Consider the following 15,517-nt stretch of genomic DNA (forward strand, 5'->3'; position numbering starts at 1 on the left):
GACTGAACCGGCCCGCGACGCGCGGTGGAGACATGGCACCTACCCAGCCCGAGCTGTCAGAACGGTGGTTCGGTGCAGTAGGCGCCGTCCCAGGCGTCACCGTCCCACGCGGGTGTGATCGGTTCGGTCCTCGGCTGCTGGAGGACTCGTACAGCGTCTTCGATGCGGCCGAGGTCAATGAGGCGCCCGGCATAGAGAGGGCCGTCGGATGTCGAGTGCTGTTCGAGGACTGCGGCGGCGTCCTCGGTGCGGCCGGCTTCGGCGAGCACGTCGGACAGGGCCCAGGCCGCGTACCAGGTGTCGCCCTCGGGGTGCGCCCGCGCCTGCTCGATCGCTTCATCGAGCAGGCCGCAGTCGGCCATGAGCGGAAGCCGCATCCGGAAGAATTCCCATTCCTCCTTGCCGCCGCTTCGCGCCTTGAGGGCATCGAGGTGGGCCAGACCGTCCCGAGGCCGGCCGTGGTCGGCGTACAGGGTGCAAAGAGTGTGGACAATCCAGTCCTCCGCGCCGCCGGGCCGTTCGGCGAGCGCGCGCATCACCTCGATCGCCTCGTCGCCCCGTCCGTGCCGGACCAGGAGCTCGGACAGTGATACAGCCACATGCCACGTACCTTCCGGCGTAGCACCGAACGTGCGGTAGGCGGCGATCGCGCCTTCCACGTCACCGCCTTCCTCCAGCACTTCGGCAAGACGCTGCACGGCGCGCCCGTAGTGCCCGGACGCCGCGTACGCACGCAGTTCCGTGATCCGACCATGCCTGGCCAGCAGGTCGGCCAGCTGGTCACGGTTGTAGACGGAGGTGAGCAGCTGGCCACGGCCGTTGACGGAGGTGACCTCGCGGGTGTGCAGCAGGGCGATCGCCTCCTCGATCCGGCCCTGGCGTTCCCTGATCGTGGCGAGCAGACCGACTGCGTTGAACGGTTCCATCCGGAGGTTGTTGCAGTCCGGGTCGCTGCAAGCGGGGACCGCCGCTTCTACCCGGGCCTCCAACAGGGCCGCCGCTTCCTCGTCCATGCCCGCCGCTTCGGCGACGTCGACCAGGCACTCGGCGAGGAACCCGTCCTGGACCCCGGCGCGCAGCAGCATGAACGCCTCGCCGCTGCGGCCGTGACGGGCCAGCAGGCGCGCGAAGAAGACCAGCGCCAGCCGGTCACCGGCCTCCGCGTACGGGCGGGACAGCGCGATCGCCTCATCCACCCGACCCCAGCCCTCCAGCAGCTCCGCCCGGGCTCGGGACGCCGGCCACCAGTTCGTGGCGATGTACGGAGCGAGCACCTCCAACGCCTGCTCGCGCCGGCCCCGATGCCCGAGCAGCCGTGCCCACTCCAGCGCGCAGAACCACTCCCCGCGGCCGGCCTGAAACTCCACTTCCCGCTCATGACCGAGTTCGAGAAGCCGCGCCACCAGCAGCGGAGGAATGCAGCCCGTCAACGTTCGGGCCCGGTAGTCAAGATCAGCAGCGTCCACAACAGCGCACCTTAGCCCTCACCACCGACACGGCCCGCACGTCGGAGCCATCGCACGGGAGGGCAGGCGTCAAAAAACCTTGGTTTCCTGAAGGCTCGGCACCCGGCCGGCACCGTACACCGTGATCGACAGCGGCCCGTCCCCGCTTATTCACAGAGCAGTTCGGTGGTGACGAGGGCTCGACGGCTGAAGAGATCGAGGCGGGGATGCTGGAGAAGTCGAAGGAGTACGCGGCGGCGGGCAACCGTGTGCACCTGCCGCTCGCGGAGACGGGCGGCAGGTCGGCCGCCTGACCCGGCCGCCTCAGTGGAGGGGGGCCCGCCAGGCCACCAGTCCCGGCCGGCCCGCCTCCGCGAAACCCACCGCGAACGGCTTGTCGCCGTCGTCCGTCACCAGGTGGATGCTGCACTCCGTCACGCTGTCGCCCGGCGGGATCATCCGGGCGACCCAGTCGGACGGACAGCCGGGGATCTTCGTGTCGAAGACGAAGGGGGCCTTCCCCCGTATCTGCCGACCGCCTTCGGTGAGCAGGCGGACGCGGTCGGCCTGGTCGGCGTAGAGGTCTTTCGGCCCGGTGTTGGTGTAGGTGACCGACACGTAGTACGGGACGCCGCGTCGCTCGTTCTCGTTGAGGTCGAGGTCCAGGCCCGCGAGGTCGGCCGCGCTGCCCCGGCGTACGGAAACCAGCGTGGCGGGCAGTTCGAGGACGCCGTCCTCGCGGGCGTCCCACCGGACGCGGACGATGTCGCCCGGCTCCGCCAGCCCTGCTGACGCCGCCTCGAGGCCGCCCTCGACGGGCCAGGTGGCGACCGCGCCGCCCTCGTCGAGGTAGCCGTCGGCGTTGTGCGTCAGCGACAGCACGCCGACGCCCTTGGGCAACGCGTAGGTCACGCAGGTGCTGTACGAGTCGCCGGGCGCCAGCGTCTTCGGCGCGGTGTCCGCGCAGGGCAGGTCGACCCCGCCCGGCCTGCCGCCGCTGACGTAGACCTCCTCCCCGCGCGCCCAGTCGGTGCCGTTCAGGGCGAAGTTGCTGTCCACCATGTAGGCGGCGGGGATCTTCTTCCGGCCGGTGTTGGTGACCTTGAAGGTGAGGTAGTGGGGGACCATGCCCTTCAGCTCCTCGTCCACGCGCGCCCCCCGCATGTCCTCCTTCGAACCCCGGACCAGGCTCTTGACCGTGACCCTGACCTCGTACGACCGGTGGTCGGTGTCCGTGTGGACGACGTCCCGTGCGCCGGTCCGCACCGGCAGGTCCGTCCAGGAGGCAGGCCTCTCCGCGGCTCGCTCCACGGCCCCGCCCGCGCCCTGTTCCCCCGTGCACCCGGCGAGGAGGGGTATTGCCGCCGCGCCCATGGCGGCCTTTCTGATGTAGCTGGACAGGCGCATGGACTTCCCTTGCCGCACGATGATCCGGATCCGCCGGAGGACTGACGCATCGTAGGACGTCACAGCGGAGGCGGATGCGGCGGGTGGAAGGCCCGGTGCGGTTGCTTTCGCTTCTGGCCCCCTCAGCGAGAGTCTGGCCGAGCCGCAGGACCACGAGAGGCTGGTCGCGTTGCGCGCTCAACGCCGCCGCGCTCGTACGGCTCCACCGGAGGAGGCGCCCGAGACTGGAGAGGCCTCCGCCTGCTGAGCTGCGACCTCGCGCGCAGTTCGGGCCAGTGCTGTCCGCGCTTCTGCTCGGAGACCTTAGTGCCGCATCAGGCCGATTCGCTGCGTTGTGACGTGCTGCGGCACGTGTGCGGGGCACATCCTGCGGCTTGCCGACGAGCCCGGCTACCGGCGGCAGATCAAGACGCAGGCCAATCTGCAGGAGGGCCGCCACGCGCTCGCCCGGAAGATCTTCCACGGTCGAGCCGGGCAGCTCTACCAGAACTACCAGGACGGCATGGAAGACCAGATCGGCGCGCTCGGCCTGGTCCTCAACGCTCTGGTGCTCTTCAACACCCGGTACATGGACGCAGCCGTCGCCCAGCTCCGCGCCGACGGCTTCGACGTCCGCGACCAGGACGTGGCCCGGCTCTCCCCCGTTCGTGCGCCACCACGTCAACATGCTCGGCCGGTACTCCTTCCAACTCCCTGAGCTGCCCGGTGGCCTGCAGCCCCTGCGCGATCTGAGCGCCGCCGACGAGACGTGATCGTGGGCGAGCAACCGTCCTCCGTCCTCCCCGGGCCAGGCGGGTCCGTATCGTAGGCGCGAAGGTTGCTCACATGTTCGGGGGTTGGGTGCACATCGCAGATCACGTCAGGTGGGACCGGGGCTTTCCGGTGAAGTACCTCCTGGTTCAGGAGGACGACGATGGCGTGGAACAGCTCTGGGGGAGGTGCGCCGGCGTCGAAGGGTTGTTCGCCGACCCGGTCCCGCGGCCACGGGAGATCCTCACCCTCCGCGGATGCCGCCCCGACGGTCTCCTGAGCGAGGTCATGGCCGAGCCCGATGTCTCGCTACGGAGTCTGGGCGACGTGTGCGTCGAGGTCTGGGACGACGAGAAGCCCGTGCAGTGGTGGACTCTCGTCGATGCGGTCGTGGTGGCTCATCAGCCCCATCCGGCCGACCCGGAGCGGTACGACATCGTCCTCGTCGCCGGCGTCAGGAGCGAGGAGAGCTTCTTCGAACTGCCTGCCGCACCGCGCTTCGAGCTCTTCGCGGGAACGACGGTCGCTGCGGCAAGTGCAGGCCGGTGCTCCGCCGTTGACGGCCTGTTCAAGGCGCGAGTGGAGCCGGCCCCCGTTCCAATGGAGCTGATCGGCTGCGAGCCTGCGGAGCCCCTGCTCGCGGCGCTGCGGCGACCTCGTCGGTCGGAGCGCGACTGGGCCTACCTCCTGGTGCTGGATCGGCATGGTGCCGTGATGGCCTCCCGCACCGTGGGCCTGGCCATCACCGGAGCGCGACCATCCGTGCTCGGCGGCACGCTCGTCGACATCACCCTCACTGATGGTGGAGACGATCGGCCATCACCGGCGGCCCGCCCAATCTGGGCGCACTGGTATCAAGGCCCGTCGGCAGAGCCCAACATGTGGGCACCGTACGACTCGCGGGGCAGGGCCGCGTGGCTGGACCTCACCACCCGTGCCTGGCGAGTGCCCGCACCCCGACCGGACCACTCCGGCGGCGAGTACCACCTCGACGGCCGGTTCGTCACGGACGTTCCCGGGCTGCACTGCGCGATTGCCGAGGCCCTGCTCGGACCTGGCCGCTACTTTGGGCGGGAGTGGAACGCCTTCAAGGACTGCCTGTGCGGTGGCTTCGGAGTGGCCCCGCCGTTCACCCTGACCTGGCACGACTCCGAAGTTGCACGCCGCGCACTGGCGGACGTTGTGGAGGATCCGGAGGGTCAGCTCTCCTACTTCGAGGAGATCGTGCAACTCCTCGAACGGCGCGGCGTCACGGTCATGCTCCGGTAGGCCGTATGCGCCGAAACGACTACGACTCAGAGACAGGCTGAGCGGGCTTCAACGCCTGCTGTTGCCGGGCGCGAGCAGGCTGGTGACCTCGGCAATCGCCTCCGGCGACGGCTTGAAGTAACGGCGGACATTCTCCGTCTTCTTGTGCCGCGACTTCGCCATCAGCATCAGCAGGCTGGCCCCGGCCTTACCCAAGGTGGGTCAGGCCGGAATGGCGGTACTCGTGCAGGTCCCAGCCCGTGCCCGGCCCGCGCACCGCGGTGTGCTCATCAAGCAGCGCGCGGGCCTGCCCGTAGGAGAGACGGGCGAGCCCAGTGTCCGGGCAGACGTCGCGCGGGCTGACCACCTTGCCGGGGCCCGGACGGCGGTGGGTGACGAACACCGGCCCACGGGTGCGGCCCTTGAGTAGACGCGGCAGCAGCCGGGCGGTGCCGGCGTCCCAGAACACCGTCTCCAGCACGTAGTCGGTGCGGGCGGCGCCGCGGCGGCGGACCTTGGGCTGGGCGCCCTTGGACTTCACCGGGCAGCGGCGGCCGGCCAGGCCCGAGGCCGTCGCTGAGCTGTTCCGGGCCTACATTCGCTCCCGCCAGCACCTGCCCTACGCCAGCAGCAGAAGCTTCCAGTGGCTCTTCCCCGGCCGCCAGCCAGGACAGCCAATGAACCCCAGCAGCCTCCGGGCCCACCCGCACGAGATCGGTGTCCCCCCGCAGCGCGGCAGGACCTCCGCGATCCGCCAACTCGTCCTCCAGGCCCCGGCACCCGTCATCGCGAAGGCACTCGGCTACCACGACAAGACAGCCACCCGCCTGGTCACCGAAGCCGGAGGAACCTGGAGCCCATACGCCCCCGATGACCACACGCGGTGACACCCGTCAACCCGCAGCGGAATGCAGGGCTCCTCGGGTTGTGCAGACGACGTCAGGTCAGCCGCCCTCGAAGCCCCGAAACGCGCCCGATGCGTCCGCAGCATCGGCGAAGTCGGCGAAGTCCATGTTGGCGATCGTCAAATTGGCGGAGACGTTGACATAGCAACGAGGTGCAACACGGAACGTCCGGCCGGGTTCGTCATACAGATCGACGGCCAGGAGGGGATGCTCCTCATCCGTCATGGTGATCGTGTCCGCGACGAATAGGTGGCAGAGCTTGTCATCATCGTCAGCGGCCGCATCTGCGTCCACCAGCATTTGAACGCTTACACCGTTGAACGAACGATCGCTGACATATGTCGCGTGACGGTACTTGTCAGCGCCATCGATTGCCGCTCGCACTGCCTCCCACGCCGCGTCGCTGCTGAAGTCGATACGCAAGATGAGCGAGGTCAGATACTCGGGTTCAGGCAAGGCCATGCTGGCGATCCTCCCACCTGACCGGCCATGCCCGACACACAAGGTCTGGCCCCCTCCGTCTTGTCAGTACGCCGCCAGCACCGCGGCACGAGCCAGCCGTGACTCATCGTGTCCGCTGCATCAGGCGGCTCGCGAATACGCGACACCTCAACATGCGAGCCCACCAGTCTCAACCCCTGGGTCGTCCGGCGGGGCGCGCCATTCGTCCTCGGTCGCGGCCGGCCGGCAGCCCGGGCAGACCGACCGGCGCGCGTCCGTCCCGAAGGCCGGACCCGGGCTGACTCTGCCGTCCTGATACGGGCACTGCTCGTGGCGGCTCAGGGGACGCCTCTCCCGTTCCGCCGGTCTCGTGGGGTTCTCTGAGGACGGCCGGGTGGCGCCCTCGGGCCATCGCCCTGCGAACGAGCCCGGTCCGGTGCGGGGTCCAGGCCCGCCCGGCACGGGAACCCGGACACGCCACAGGGGCATGCGCGCCGCGCATGCCCCTGTGGCGTTCGGGGAACTCAGTTGTCGCTGTTGAAGATCGTCAGCACGCGCAGCACCTCCAGGTAGATCCACACCAGCGTCAAGGTGAGACCGAAGGCGGCCAGCCACGCCTCCTCGCGCGGGGCGCCGTAGGCGACGGCGTCCTCGACCTGCTTGAGGTCCAGGGCGAGGAAGGCCGCGCCGAGCAGGATGCCGACGACGCCGAAGATGATGCCCAGGCCACCGCTGTTGAAGCCGAGGCCGTTGCCCGCGCCGAAGGCGGAGAAGAGAAGGTCGGCGAGGAGCAGCAGGAGGAAGCCTGTCGCGGCGGCGGCGACGAACCCGGCGAACCGCTGGTTCACGCGGATCCAGCGCATCCGGTACGCGATGAGCACGCCCGCGGAGACCGCGAAGGTGCCGAGCACCGCCTGGACGATGACCCCCGGTGAGATGTACGTGGAGACCGTGCTGGAGAACACACCGAGGAACACCCCCTCGAACGCCGCATATCCGAGGATCAGCGCCGGTGTCGGTGTCCGCTTGAACGACTGGATCAGCGACAGGACGAAGGCGACGAGGGCGGCGCCCACGGCGATGCCGTAGGACCGGCCGAGGTTCGCCTCGTCGACGGGCAGCAGGAGCCAGGACAGCACGGCTGTCAGGGCCACGGTGCCGAGGGTCGTCGCGGTGCGGACGATGACGTCGTCCATGGTCACTGCACTCCGGCCGGCCCACGCCCCGGTGGCCGTGGCCGTGTCCGTGTCGGCAGCGGGGGCGTAGGGGTTGGTCCCGTAGCCGCCCGTCAGCCCGCCGCCGACCGCGGTACCCAGCGGCTCGCGCGGGTACGCGCCTGCCCGGCCGGCGTCACGGTTCGCGCCCCCCCAGCGGGAGAAGATCGGGTTGCTGGTCCTCACGTCATTCCTCCTCGTCCGCCGCACTCGCGGCCTGCCGCACAGCGTTGTCGTCGGGGCGCCCGTGGTGGCACACGTGTGACCGTGGAACATCCACCGGGGCGACGACTGCAACCCTGTTCGTCACCACTCTGACAGGTGACGGAATGGGAAGCAAGTTCCGCGGTGGCCTGCCCTCCCCGCCGGGGCAGGACATGCGGTCATTCGGACGGCATGCCCGGTTCGTCGAGCAGTTCCATGAGGAAGCCGTCCCAGTTCAGACCGTCCATCTCCGCCTCGGCCGAGACGATCCGGTAGGTGGCGTCGAGCCACTCCGCCAGCGCCTCGGTGGGCAGCTCGAACAGGGCTTCCACCTCCTGGGACTCCAGGAGCAGCCACGACGAGGGCTGCTCCCTGGACAGCGTCGGCCACATCCGCACATCGCCGGCCCCGCTCATCGACGCCACTCCGCGGTACAGGAGTTCACGGCCCAGGTGCCAGATGAGGCTGGGCCCCCGTTCCGCCAGGAACTCCACCGTGATCACTGCGGCCACGTCCGGGTCGAAGCAGAACTTCGCCCGCATGGGCAGCCGGGTGAATTCATCGAGCATCTGGTCGAGATCCAGGAACAGGGAAGGCACGAGTGCGGGCGCCGAACGCGCACGCAATGACGGCTGATCACGATGCATGACGGGAGTTCCCCTCCGTGGGACGAAGTCTGCGAGCTCCACTCTTCGCCCGGGGACGGACCCCGCACATCGGTCAGTTGACGGTCGAAGGCCGGGGCGACGCCCGGCGGTTGACGGTACCGGGACGTGCGGTACGGATCGCCGAGGATGTCCCGTAAGTCAATTGGCTGCCGCGTCCGGGAGGGCCGGGCGGGATACCGGTCACGCCGGAGCCCTGCTTCCGGAAGTGCGGGATGAATGCCTTGGTGAGTGCGATCAGGCCGAGGACGTTGGTCTGAAACCGGCGGTGGGCCCGCTCCACGGTGGTGGCCTCCAGCGGGCCGGCCCGGTAGCAGCCGGCGTTGTTGACCAGGGCGTCGACCCGGCCGAAGCCGCTGGAGGTGCCGGGCGAGGTGTTCCCTGTGTACGGGATACGGGATGCATGTTGCGGGCTGGCTGTACTCACACGTATGACCAATACGCACATGGTTTCCGAGGCTGCTGAAGCCTTCCAGGATGCGACCGAGGCGCTCGTCGGCGTCCTGCCGAACGGCTTCCACGCGCGAGCCGGCGGCGCCCTGCTGGCGGTCACCGGCTCGGTGATTCCCGCGCTCAACGTGATCACGAGCGTCGCCACCGCACCTGACAAGGCGGAGATCGGCCTGCTGTGCGAGAAGGCCGAGCCTCACCTCCAGCAACTGCCCCGGAGCATCCGGCTGCGGGGCGAGGCGGACGAGGAGCTCGCGGCGATCGCCGCCGCCCGCGGGCTCACCACGCGCACTCAACAGCCCTTCATGCTGCTTCCGCTGGAGGACGAACCGGCCGCGCCGCAGTCCGGCGGGAACTCCGTGACCGTGCGTCCCCTGCGGAACGACGAGTACGAGACCTTCGCCGCGGTCCTCGGTGCCGCGTTCGGGGCGCCGCCCGCGGTCATCACCAGCCTCTACACGCCCTTCGTCCTCGGCCAGGCATTCGTCAAGGCGTATGTCGCCGATGTGGACGGTGTCCCCGCGGCGGCGGGGCTGGCGGTTCTCACCGAGCGGCATGTCGGGCTCGCCACCATGGGGACCCTGCCCGAGTGCCGGCGGCGCGGTCTCGGCCGGGCGGTCACCGAGGCGGCCCTGAGGGACGGGCGGGCCGCCGGCGCCCGTACGGCCTACCTGCACTCCAGCGACGAGGCGGTACCGCTCTTCGAGCAGGTCGGCTTCCGTACCGAGGAGTCGTGGACCTCCTTCACGGCCTGACGTGCGACCCCGCGACCGTCGGCCACCCGTTCTCCTCACCCGTCCCGGTCCGGACGCGCTTCAGGCGGTCCGGCCGGTGAGCGGGAGGTGAGCTAAGAGCCGCTTGTGCGTCTGATCCCACGGAGAGGGACCGAAGGGACCGGCATCCGGGATTGTGGAGCGGTCCCGCATGGTCACCTCCGGTGCCGATGGGATCGCAGGGTCCGCTGTCGGCGCCGGAGGGGCGCTTGCCCAGGGGCCGCTCCGCTCGGACGGTCTACAGGCCCAGGTCGAGGGCCAGGCACGAGTAGTACTTCCACGAGTTCTCGTCGCTGTAGGAGGCGTTGCCCCCGCTGCTCGGCGCGGCCTCCGTCTCTTCGGTCATGTCCTCGAAGCGGATCCGCTCGGGAAGCTTGCCGAAGCGTGCGTGCCGTGCCGCCGTGTCGGCATCCGTGGTGAGTTCCTTGTTCATGACCATGCTCCACTTCGCTGATCGTGGATCGCGTCCTGCCTGTCGCCTTGGGCGACCGTCATCAGCGTGCACCTCCATTCGTCACCTGTCAAGGCGGTGACGAAGGTCACGGTAGGAGTCATGGAAGACGCCTGCGGGGGCGCGCCTGCACACGCACATGCCGGTGCGGCGAGGCAGGCGCGTATCGCGAGTGTGCACATACGTGCGTGCGAACAGGTGACGCGTGGGAGGAGGGCCGTGAGCAAGTGCGTTGCAGGGTGGCCCCAGCAGTTGCTAGCCTCCTCGACGTGTTGATCGAAGTGGACAGAGCCTAGCCTGAGCCCACCGCCTGACGGTCCGGGTCCAGGCTTCACCCTCGTGTGACCCCTTGCCAGGACTCCGGCACGGCGGGCGTGCTCACGTCGCCCATGCCCAAGCGGCTCTGACCTTCCCCGGCCCGTCTCCGCCGATCACTCACCGCTGCGACAGGAAACCCTGTCTGCCTAGAACACCTGCATGTTCTCTGTGTGTGTGCAGTTCTTCGGACTGTGCCGTTCCTTTTCGGTCAGAGCGATGTCATACGGAAACGGAACCATCGCGCATGATGAACAAGAAGTCCCGGTCACGAACACGCCACCGCCGAGCCCACTGGAAGGCGGCTCTGCCTCTCCTGGCGAAATGCGCCAATGCGGACTGCGGTCTGCCGACCCCGCCGCACGCCGCTTGCCAGCACTGCGGAACATACCGGGGCCGTCAGGTACTGCCCCCGGCCGCCTGACGTCAACGGCCTGACGTCAACGGCCTGACGTCAACGGCCTGACGTCAGTGGCCGGAAAGTGATGCCGGGGTACCTGTCGTGCCCCGGCGCAGATCCGGTCTGACACGGCTTCGACGAAGGCCGGACCCGGCGACCCATGTCCGCCGGGTCCGGCCGCCCGCTCCCGGTGCGGCGGAGTCACGCGCCTTCCTCCCACGTGCCCGGCCATTCCAGGAGCGCGCGACCATGTGCCACGTCCTGCCCCCTGCAGGGCGTCACCACGTGGTCGCGGACGATGACCTGCGGGTTTGTCTGCCGGTGGGCGAGCGGGTGCCCCGGCAGAACGCTGTATCGGGCGTGATCGGGACCGCTGGAGCCAGGGCCGTCCCGGGCGCACAGCCGGTCAGATCAGTCCGCGGGCGGCTGCCCGGACGCCCGCCTGGAAGCGTGTGTCGGCGCCCAGCTTGGCCAGGACGGCGGCGACGCGCCGGGTGGCGGTGCGGGTGCTGCACCCGAGCTGGTGGGCGATGGCCTGGTCCTTGAGCCCGGCGTTGAGCATGCCGAGCAGGACGACATCGTCCGCGTCGAGGCCGTCGTCCCCGGCGGGCGCCGGTCCGGTGAGTGGCTCGGCGCGGTCCCAGTAGGCCTCGTAGAGCTCCATCAGGGCGTCGAGTACAGCGGAGCGATGGATGACGACGAGGTTGTCGTAGGCCGGTCCGGACAGGGGGACCAGAGCGATCCGTTTGTCGATGATGTGGAGTTTGAACGGCAGGGACGGCAACATCCTCGACCGCTCGCCCAGTTCGGCGAGCCGGAGCAGTGTCGCGAACCGCCCGGGCCGTTCCATGGACTGGGGGCAGTAGATCGACCGCACGTCGATGCCCCGCCGGAGCCACTTCGTGGTGATGCCCAGCTCGTCCTCGTCGCTGTGGTGCCGGCCGTGCGGGCGGTCCACGTAAGGCGGTCGGTCCAGGGCCCAGACGTGGCTGGTCACACAGGCGCCGATCTCCTCGATCCGTTCCAGGATCAGCTCACGGTCCGACAGGACCTCCACCAGATTGTCCGGATCGGAGCGCAGTCGGCCCGCCCGGTGGCGCTCGGCGATCCGGTCGATCTCCGTGCGCGCCGAGGCCAGCGCGGTCTCCGCCTCCCACTGACGTCTGGCCAGCAGGGGCAGCAGTGCGGTCTGCGGGTCCGTTGCCCGGTAGTGGCCTCGGCCGGTGACATACAGGAGCCCGAGGTCTTTCAGACGGGTCAGGCACTGCAGGACGTGGTGCTCCGACGTGTTCAGGGAGGCGGCTATGTCCGCGACGGTCGCCCGACCGTGGTCCACACAGCACCGATAGATCTGCTCATCGGATTCGGCTATGCCCAGGGCCGTGAACACGTATGCGTACCTCCGTCGATCGACACATGACATTTGTGGCGCGGTTGGTCATCCGTCCAAACCCGCCAGCAGAGTATCTGGACACGTGTCCGAGGTACAGCGTTCACTTTGCACGCTGCGACGGTGCATTGTTCCGTGTGTGGCACCGGCCGTCGTCACACTCCCCGCTCCCGCATGTGGTCGGGGCAGGGTGAACGAACCGGGTGATCGGCTGAGGGAGGCGTGCGCTGGTGAGACGGGCCAACACCGATGCCGGTCGACTTCCAGCACTTTCCGTGCCGCGGTTCGTCGGGCGGGACCGGGAGGTTGCTGTGCTCGGCGAGGCGCTTGGGCAAGCGCCTGCCGTGGTCCTGATCGACGGTGAGGCGGGCATCGGCAAGACCCGGCTGTTGCGGGAGTTCCTGGTGTCCCCGGGCGAGCATGGCCGTCGAGTCCTGGTCGGCACCTGCCCGGAGCTGCGCGTGCCGTACACGCTCGGCGCGGTCGTGGACGCGGTGCGCGACGGTGTCGGCAGCGTCTCCGGGCTGGGGCTGAGCGGACTGTGCGGCGCGCTGCGGCCGCTGTTTCCCGAGTGGGCGGCCGACCTGCCGCCGGCGCCGGAGCCACTGGAGGACGCGACCGCCGCCCGGCACCGGCTGTTCCACGCGTTCGTCGAGGTCCTCAACCGACTCGACGTGGCGGTGCTGGCACTTGAGGACGTGCACTGGGCGGACGAGGCGACTCTGGAGTTCCTGCTGTTTCTGGTCTCGCGCCGACCCCAGCCGGTGAGCGTGGTGGTGACGTACCGGCGGAAGGAAGTGCCCCCCGATTCGCTGCTGTTGAGGCTGTCCTCCCGGCTGCCCGCCGACGCACACCTGGTCAGGCTGGAACTGAAGCCGCTGGGGATCGGCGAGACCGCCGCCATCGTCTCCTCGATGCTGGCCGACGAGCCTCTGTCGACCGAGTTCGCGGCCTTCCTGCACGCACGAACGGAAGGCATACCGTTGGCGGTCGAGGAGTTGGTGCGGTTGATGCATGACCGGGCCGACCTGATCCGTCAGGGCGGCGGTTGGGCGCGCCGCCGGCTGGACCGCATCGAGGTGCCGCCCACGATCCGCGACGCCATGCTGGAACGGGTGGGGCGGCTACCGCCCGATATCCAGGCAGTCCTGTACGCCGTGTCGGTGCTCTCCGCTCCGGCCGACTACGTGACCCTGAAAGCGGTGACCGGTCTGTCCGAGGACCGGTTCGCGGGGCCGGCGGCCGATGCGCTGGGGTGCGGTCTGCTGCGTGAGGACGGACGTGGGCATTGGTCGTTCCACCACGCCCTGGCGCGTCAAGCCGTGTACGAGGCCATTCCGGCCCAGGAACGGCGTGCCCTGCATGTGCGCGCCGGCCGGGCGTTGGAGAATTCGCCGTTGCCGCCGGTGGCGCAGTTGGCCCGGCACTTCCGGCTGGCCGGCGATGTCGAGGCATCGTGCCGGTACACCGAGCAGGCGGCCGACCTCTCCACGCAGACCGGTGACGTGGCCACCGCGGCACTGCTGCTGCACAACCTGGTCTCCACCGTCGCTCTGCCGGTGGAGCCGCTGGTACGGCTGGCGATGAAGATCCAGTTTCAGGCGCTGCCCGGCTCCGACCCGTACTCCGCGATCATTGAATCGTTGCAGTCGGCCCTCCGGACCCAGGCTCTGACGCCGCAACAGCAGGCACCGGTCCGATTCCAGATCGGCCGGGTGCTCATGGTGGCGGGTGTCATCGAGGCGGGTCGGCACGAGATATTGAGAGCGGTGCCCGACCTCGCGCCGGACTCGCTGGAGGCGGCACGAGCCCGAACCCTCCTCGCCCTGCCTCTCGGGAATGCGCAGCCCGTGTCGGAGCATCTGCGGTGGCTGGGTGAGGCACCCGCGGTGGCGCCGTCGATCCCTCCCCACGAGCGGCTGCGTCTGGTGCAGGAACGCGCCTTCGCGCTGCTGCTGCTCGGTGAGGTGGCCGGGTGGACGGAGGCCCGGCGGATCCCGGACGATACCGCCGATCCGCGGGAGGCGGCGACGCTCGCGATAGGCCACAGGAATGTCGGCGATGCGGCGATGCGGTGGGGACGGAGCGATGAGGCCGGCGCACGACTGGCCAGGGCCCAGGCACTCGCCGAACGCCACGAGCTCCGGGACTACCTTGGGCCCATCGCCTCGAGCCGGGCCCACCTCGACTGGTTCACCGGCGCCTGGGCGGGACTTGCCGGGAGAGCGGCCCGGCTGATCGACGACGAGGACGGGGTGCCGCTGAAGGACCGGTGCGAGGCGGTCCTCGTGGCGGGCTTGCTCCAAGCTGCCGCCGGAGACCGGACAGAGGCCGCGGAGCGTCTACGTTTCGCCGCGCAGGACGACCAGCAACGCATCGAGGCCGCGGCCGCGTTGGCCCAACTGTGTCTGCGCGACGGCAACATCGACGAGGCACTCCGCCTCACGGAGGAGCCGGCCGAGATCAGCGTCGGCACGGGAATCTGGTCCCGGGCCGTCGAGGTCGCGCCGGTACGCGTCGCGGCCCTCGTGGCCGCCGGCCGGCTCGGCCACGCCGCCGACCTGGTGACCACGTTCGAACGGGCCTTGGACGGCAAGGACGCTCCGGCGCCGCAGGCATCCTTGGCGCTGTGCCGCGCCGTGCTGGCCGAATCCGACGGCCGACTCACCGACGCCGCAGGGTTGTTCGCCCGGGCGGCCGACGCATGGCAGGCGCTGCCGCGCCCGTACGACGCCCTGCTCGCTCGGGAGCGCCACGCCCGTTGCCTGCTCGCCGCCGGCCGGCACGAGGCCGGCCTGCTGATCCTGTCCGACGTCTCACGGGCGTTGGCGGACCTCGGCGCCCACAACGACGCCGACCGGGTGGCACAGACCCTGGACGAGCGAGGGCGGGACACCCGGGTGGCGCGGGGTCGGGGCCGCCCCGGCTACGGCAACCGGCTTTCCCCGCGCGAGCTGGAGGTGGCTCGTCTGCTGGTCGGCGGCCGGACGAACCGTCAGATCGCCGAGACGCTGGGGGTGTCGACGCAGACCGTGGCCAGCCAGTTGAAGTCAGCCATGCGCAAACTGTGTGTGACGTCGCGTACCGTACTCGCGCTCAAGGTCGTGGAGTTGGGTCTCGTCGGTGAGCAGGGGCAACCGCCGACGGGCGACGAGAAAATTCCACCGTCCTCGCCCGGACGCGAAGAAAAGCGCGTGAGCGGGCGACGGCTTTAAATCCCGCATCTGACCAATCGAGCCGCAACCGGGATCGGTTGCACACTCGTCGCCATGGTGCCCGCAGAACCGTTTGTACCCCAGCCGGCAGGTGACCCAGCCGTGCCGGCACGCCGGGCGAACGACAAACCGTTACCGGCAGGACCGCCGGCCGAGCCGGCAGACGCCCCCACCAGCCGGAGCGAGGGCGATGCCGACGACGTCGACGAGTACGAACCGCTCTAGCAAGGGGGCGCATGGCCGG

At 69.7% G+C, this 15,517-nt stretch carries 13 protein-coding genes and 2 pseudogenes; 6 read left to right on the forward strand and 9 right to left on the reverse strand.

Annotation, left to right across the window (positions count from 1 at the left end; genetic code table 11):
* Window positions 1-56: 56 nt before the first annotated feature.
* Entirely contained in the window at window positions 57-1,466 is a 1,410-nt protein-coding gene (locus tag ACFU8W_RS26635; protein ID WP_384041916.1) for a hypothetical protein, read from the reverse strand.
* Window positions 1,467-1,769: 303 nt separating this feature from the next.
* A complete protein-coding gene (locus ACFU8W_RS26640) occupies window positions 1,770-2,852 on the reverse strand; it encodes a hypothetical protein (RefSeq protein WP_384041919.1) in 1,083 nt (360 codons plus the stop codon).
* Window positions 2,853-3,213: 361 nt separating this feature from the next.
* On the opposite strand from ACFU8W_RS26640, the pseudogene ACFU8W_RS26645 reads away from it, so the two are divergent.
* Together ACFU8W_RS26645 and ACFU8W_RS26650 are read left to right on the forward strand one after the other, a co-directional pair.
* A pseudogene (locus tag ACFU8W_RS26645) lies at window positions 3,214-3,604 on the forward strand (Tn3 family transposase); the annotation flags it as partial.
* A 166-nt stretch (window positions 3,605-3,770) separates the two neighbouring features.
* A complete protein-coding gene (locus tag ACFU8W_RS26650) occupies window positions 3,771-4,871 on the forward strand; it encodes a barstar family protein (protein WP_384041922.1) in 1,101 nt (366 codons plus the stop codon).
* Window positions 4,872-4,919: 48 nt separating this feature from the next.
* On the opposite strand, the pseudogene ACFU8W_RS26655 reads toward ACFU8W_RS26650, so the two are convergent.
* Window positions 4,920-5,412 (reverse strand): annotated as a pseudogene (locus ACFU8W_RS26655) (site-specific integrase); the annotation flags it as partial.
* Window positions 5,413-5,527: 115 nt separating this feature from the next.
* Between ACFU8W_RS26655 and ACFU8W_RS26660 the strand changes: the two are divergent.
* Window positions 5,528-5,737: a hypothetical protein gene (locus tag ACFU8W_RS26660; protein ID WP_384041925.1), complete on the forward strand. Its 210-nt coding sequence runs from the start codon at window positions 5,528-5,530 to the stop codon at window positions 5,735-5,737.
* Window positions 5,738-5,794: 57 nt separating this feature from the next.
* Here ACFU8W_RS26660 and ACFU8W_RS26665 read toward each other — a convergent pair whose 3' ends face one another.
* From ACFU8W_RS26665 to ACFU8W_RS26680, 4 genes are all read right to left on the reverse strand, one after another.
* Entirely contained in the window at window positions 5,795-6,217 is a 423-nt protein-coding gene (locus ACFU8W_RS26665) for a DUF6924 domain-containing protein (protein WP_384041928.1), read from the reverse strand.
* A gap of 503 nt (window positions 6,218-6,720) precedes the next feature.
* Window positions 6,721-7,596: a Bax inhibitor-1/YccA family protein gene (locus ACFU8W_RS26670; RefSeq protein WP_384041931.1), complete on the reverse strand. Its 876-nt coding sequence runs from the start codon at window positions 7,594-7,596 to the stop codon at window positions 6,721-6,723.
* A gap of 197 nt (window positions 7,597-7,793) precedes the next feature.
* On the reverse strand, window positions 7,794-8,261 hold the full coding sequence (locus tag ACFU8W_RS26675) for an SsgA family sporulation/cell division regulator (protein ID WP_384041934.1): 468 nt from the start codon (window positions 8,259-8,261) through the stop codon (window positions 7,794-7,796).
* Window positions 8,262-8,334: 73 nt separating this feature from the next.
* Window positions 8,335-8,706 (reverse strand): SDR family NAD(P)-dependent oxidoreductase, encoded by a 372-nt coding sequence (locus ACFU8W_RS26680; protein ID WP_384041937.1) that lies wholly within the window; start codon window positions 8,704-8,706, stop codon window positions 8,335-8,337.
* A gap of 4 nt (window positions 8,707-8,710) precedes the next feature.
* Here ACFU8W_RS26680 and ACFU8W_RS26685 point away from each other — a divergent pair, with 4 nt between their 5' ends.
* Complete coding sequence (locus tag ACFU8W_RS26685) at window positions 8,711-9,484, forward strand: GNAT family N-acetyltransferase (protein WP_384041940.1); 774 nt, start codon at window positions 8,711-8,713, stop codon at window positions 9,482-9,484.
* 256 nt (window positions 9,485-9,740) lie between these two features.
* On the opposite strand, the gene ACFU8W_RS26690 is transcribed toward ACFU8W_RS26685, so the two are convergent.
* Window positions 9,741-9,935, reverse strand: coding sequence for a hypothetical protein (locus ACFU8W_RS26690; RefSeq protein ID WP_266993403.1), 195 nt, complete (start codon window positions 9,933-9,935; stop codon window positions 9,741-9,743).
* 583 nt (window positions 9,936-10,518) lie between these two features.
* Here ACFU8W_RS26690 and rpmF point away from each other — a divergent pair.
* Complete coding sequence (gene rpmF, locus ACFU8W_RS26695) at window positions 10,519-10,692, forward strand: 50S ribosomal protein L32 (RefSeq protein WP_384042284.1); 174 nt, start codon at window positions 10,519-10,521, stop codon at window positions 10,690-10,692.
* A gap of 382 nt (window positions 10,693-11,074) precedes the next feature.
* On the opposite strand, the gene ACFU8W_RS26700 is transcribed toward rpmF, so the two are convergent.
* Window positions 11,075-12,058 carry a transcriptional regulator gene (locus ACFU8W_RS26700; protein WP_384041943.1) on the reverse strand — a complete coding sequence of 328 codons (984 nt, stop codon included), beginning with the start codon at window positions 12,056-12,058 and terminating at the stop codon, window positions 11,075-11,077.
* A 230-nt stretch (window positions 12,059-12,288) separates the two neighbouring features.
* On the opposite strand from ACFU8W_RS26700, the gene ACFU8W_RS26705 reads away from it, so the two are divergent.
* Window positions 12,289-15,273, forward strand: a complete 2,985-nt coding sequence (locus ACFU8W_RS26705; RefSeq protein ID WP_384041946.1) for an AAA family ATPase — start codon at window positions 12,289-12,291, stop codon at window positions 15,271-15,273.
* Window positions 15,274-15,517 lie beyond the last annotated feature (244 nt).

The organism is Streptomyces sp. NPDC057565 (assembly GCF_042801455.1).
Taxonomy (GTDB): Bacteria; Actinomycetota; Actinomycetes; order Streptomycetales; family Streptomycetaceae; genus Streptomyces; species Streptomyces yanii.

Bases quoted from the DNA above. Each gene is read 5' to 3' on its own strand.
- ACFU8W_RS26640 (WP_384041919.1), bottom strand. From the start codon at position 2,852: ATGCGCCTGTCCAGCTACATCAGAAAGGCCGCCATGGGCGCGGCGGCA.
- ACFU8W_RS26660 (WP_384041925.1), top strand. From the start codon at position 5,528: ATGAACCCCAGCAGCCTCCGGGCCCACCCGCACGAGATCGGTGTCCCC.
- ACFU8W_RS26665 (WP_384041928.1), bottom strand. From the start codon at position 6,217: ATGGCCTTGCCTGAACCCGAGTATCTGACCTCGCTCATCTTGCGTATC.
- ACFU8W_RS26675 (WP_384041934.1), bottom strand. From the start codon at position 8,261: ATGCATCGTGATCAGCCGTCATTGCGTGCGCGTTCGGCGCCCGCACTC.
- ACFU8W_RS26685 (WP_384041940.1), top strand. From the start codon at position 8,711: ATGACCAATACGCACATGGTTTCCGAGGCTGCTGAAGCCTTCCAGGAT.
- ACFU8W_RS26690 (WP_266993403.1), bottom strand. From the start codon at position 9,935: ATGAACAAGGAACTCACCACGGATGCCGACACGGCGGCACGGCACGCA.
- rpmF (WP_384042284.1), top strand. From the start codon at position 10,519: ATGAACAAGAAGTCCCGGTCACGAACACGCCACCGCCGAGCCCACTGG.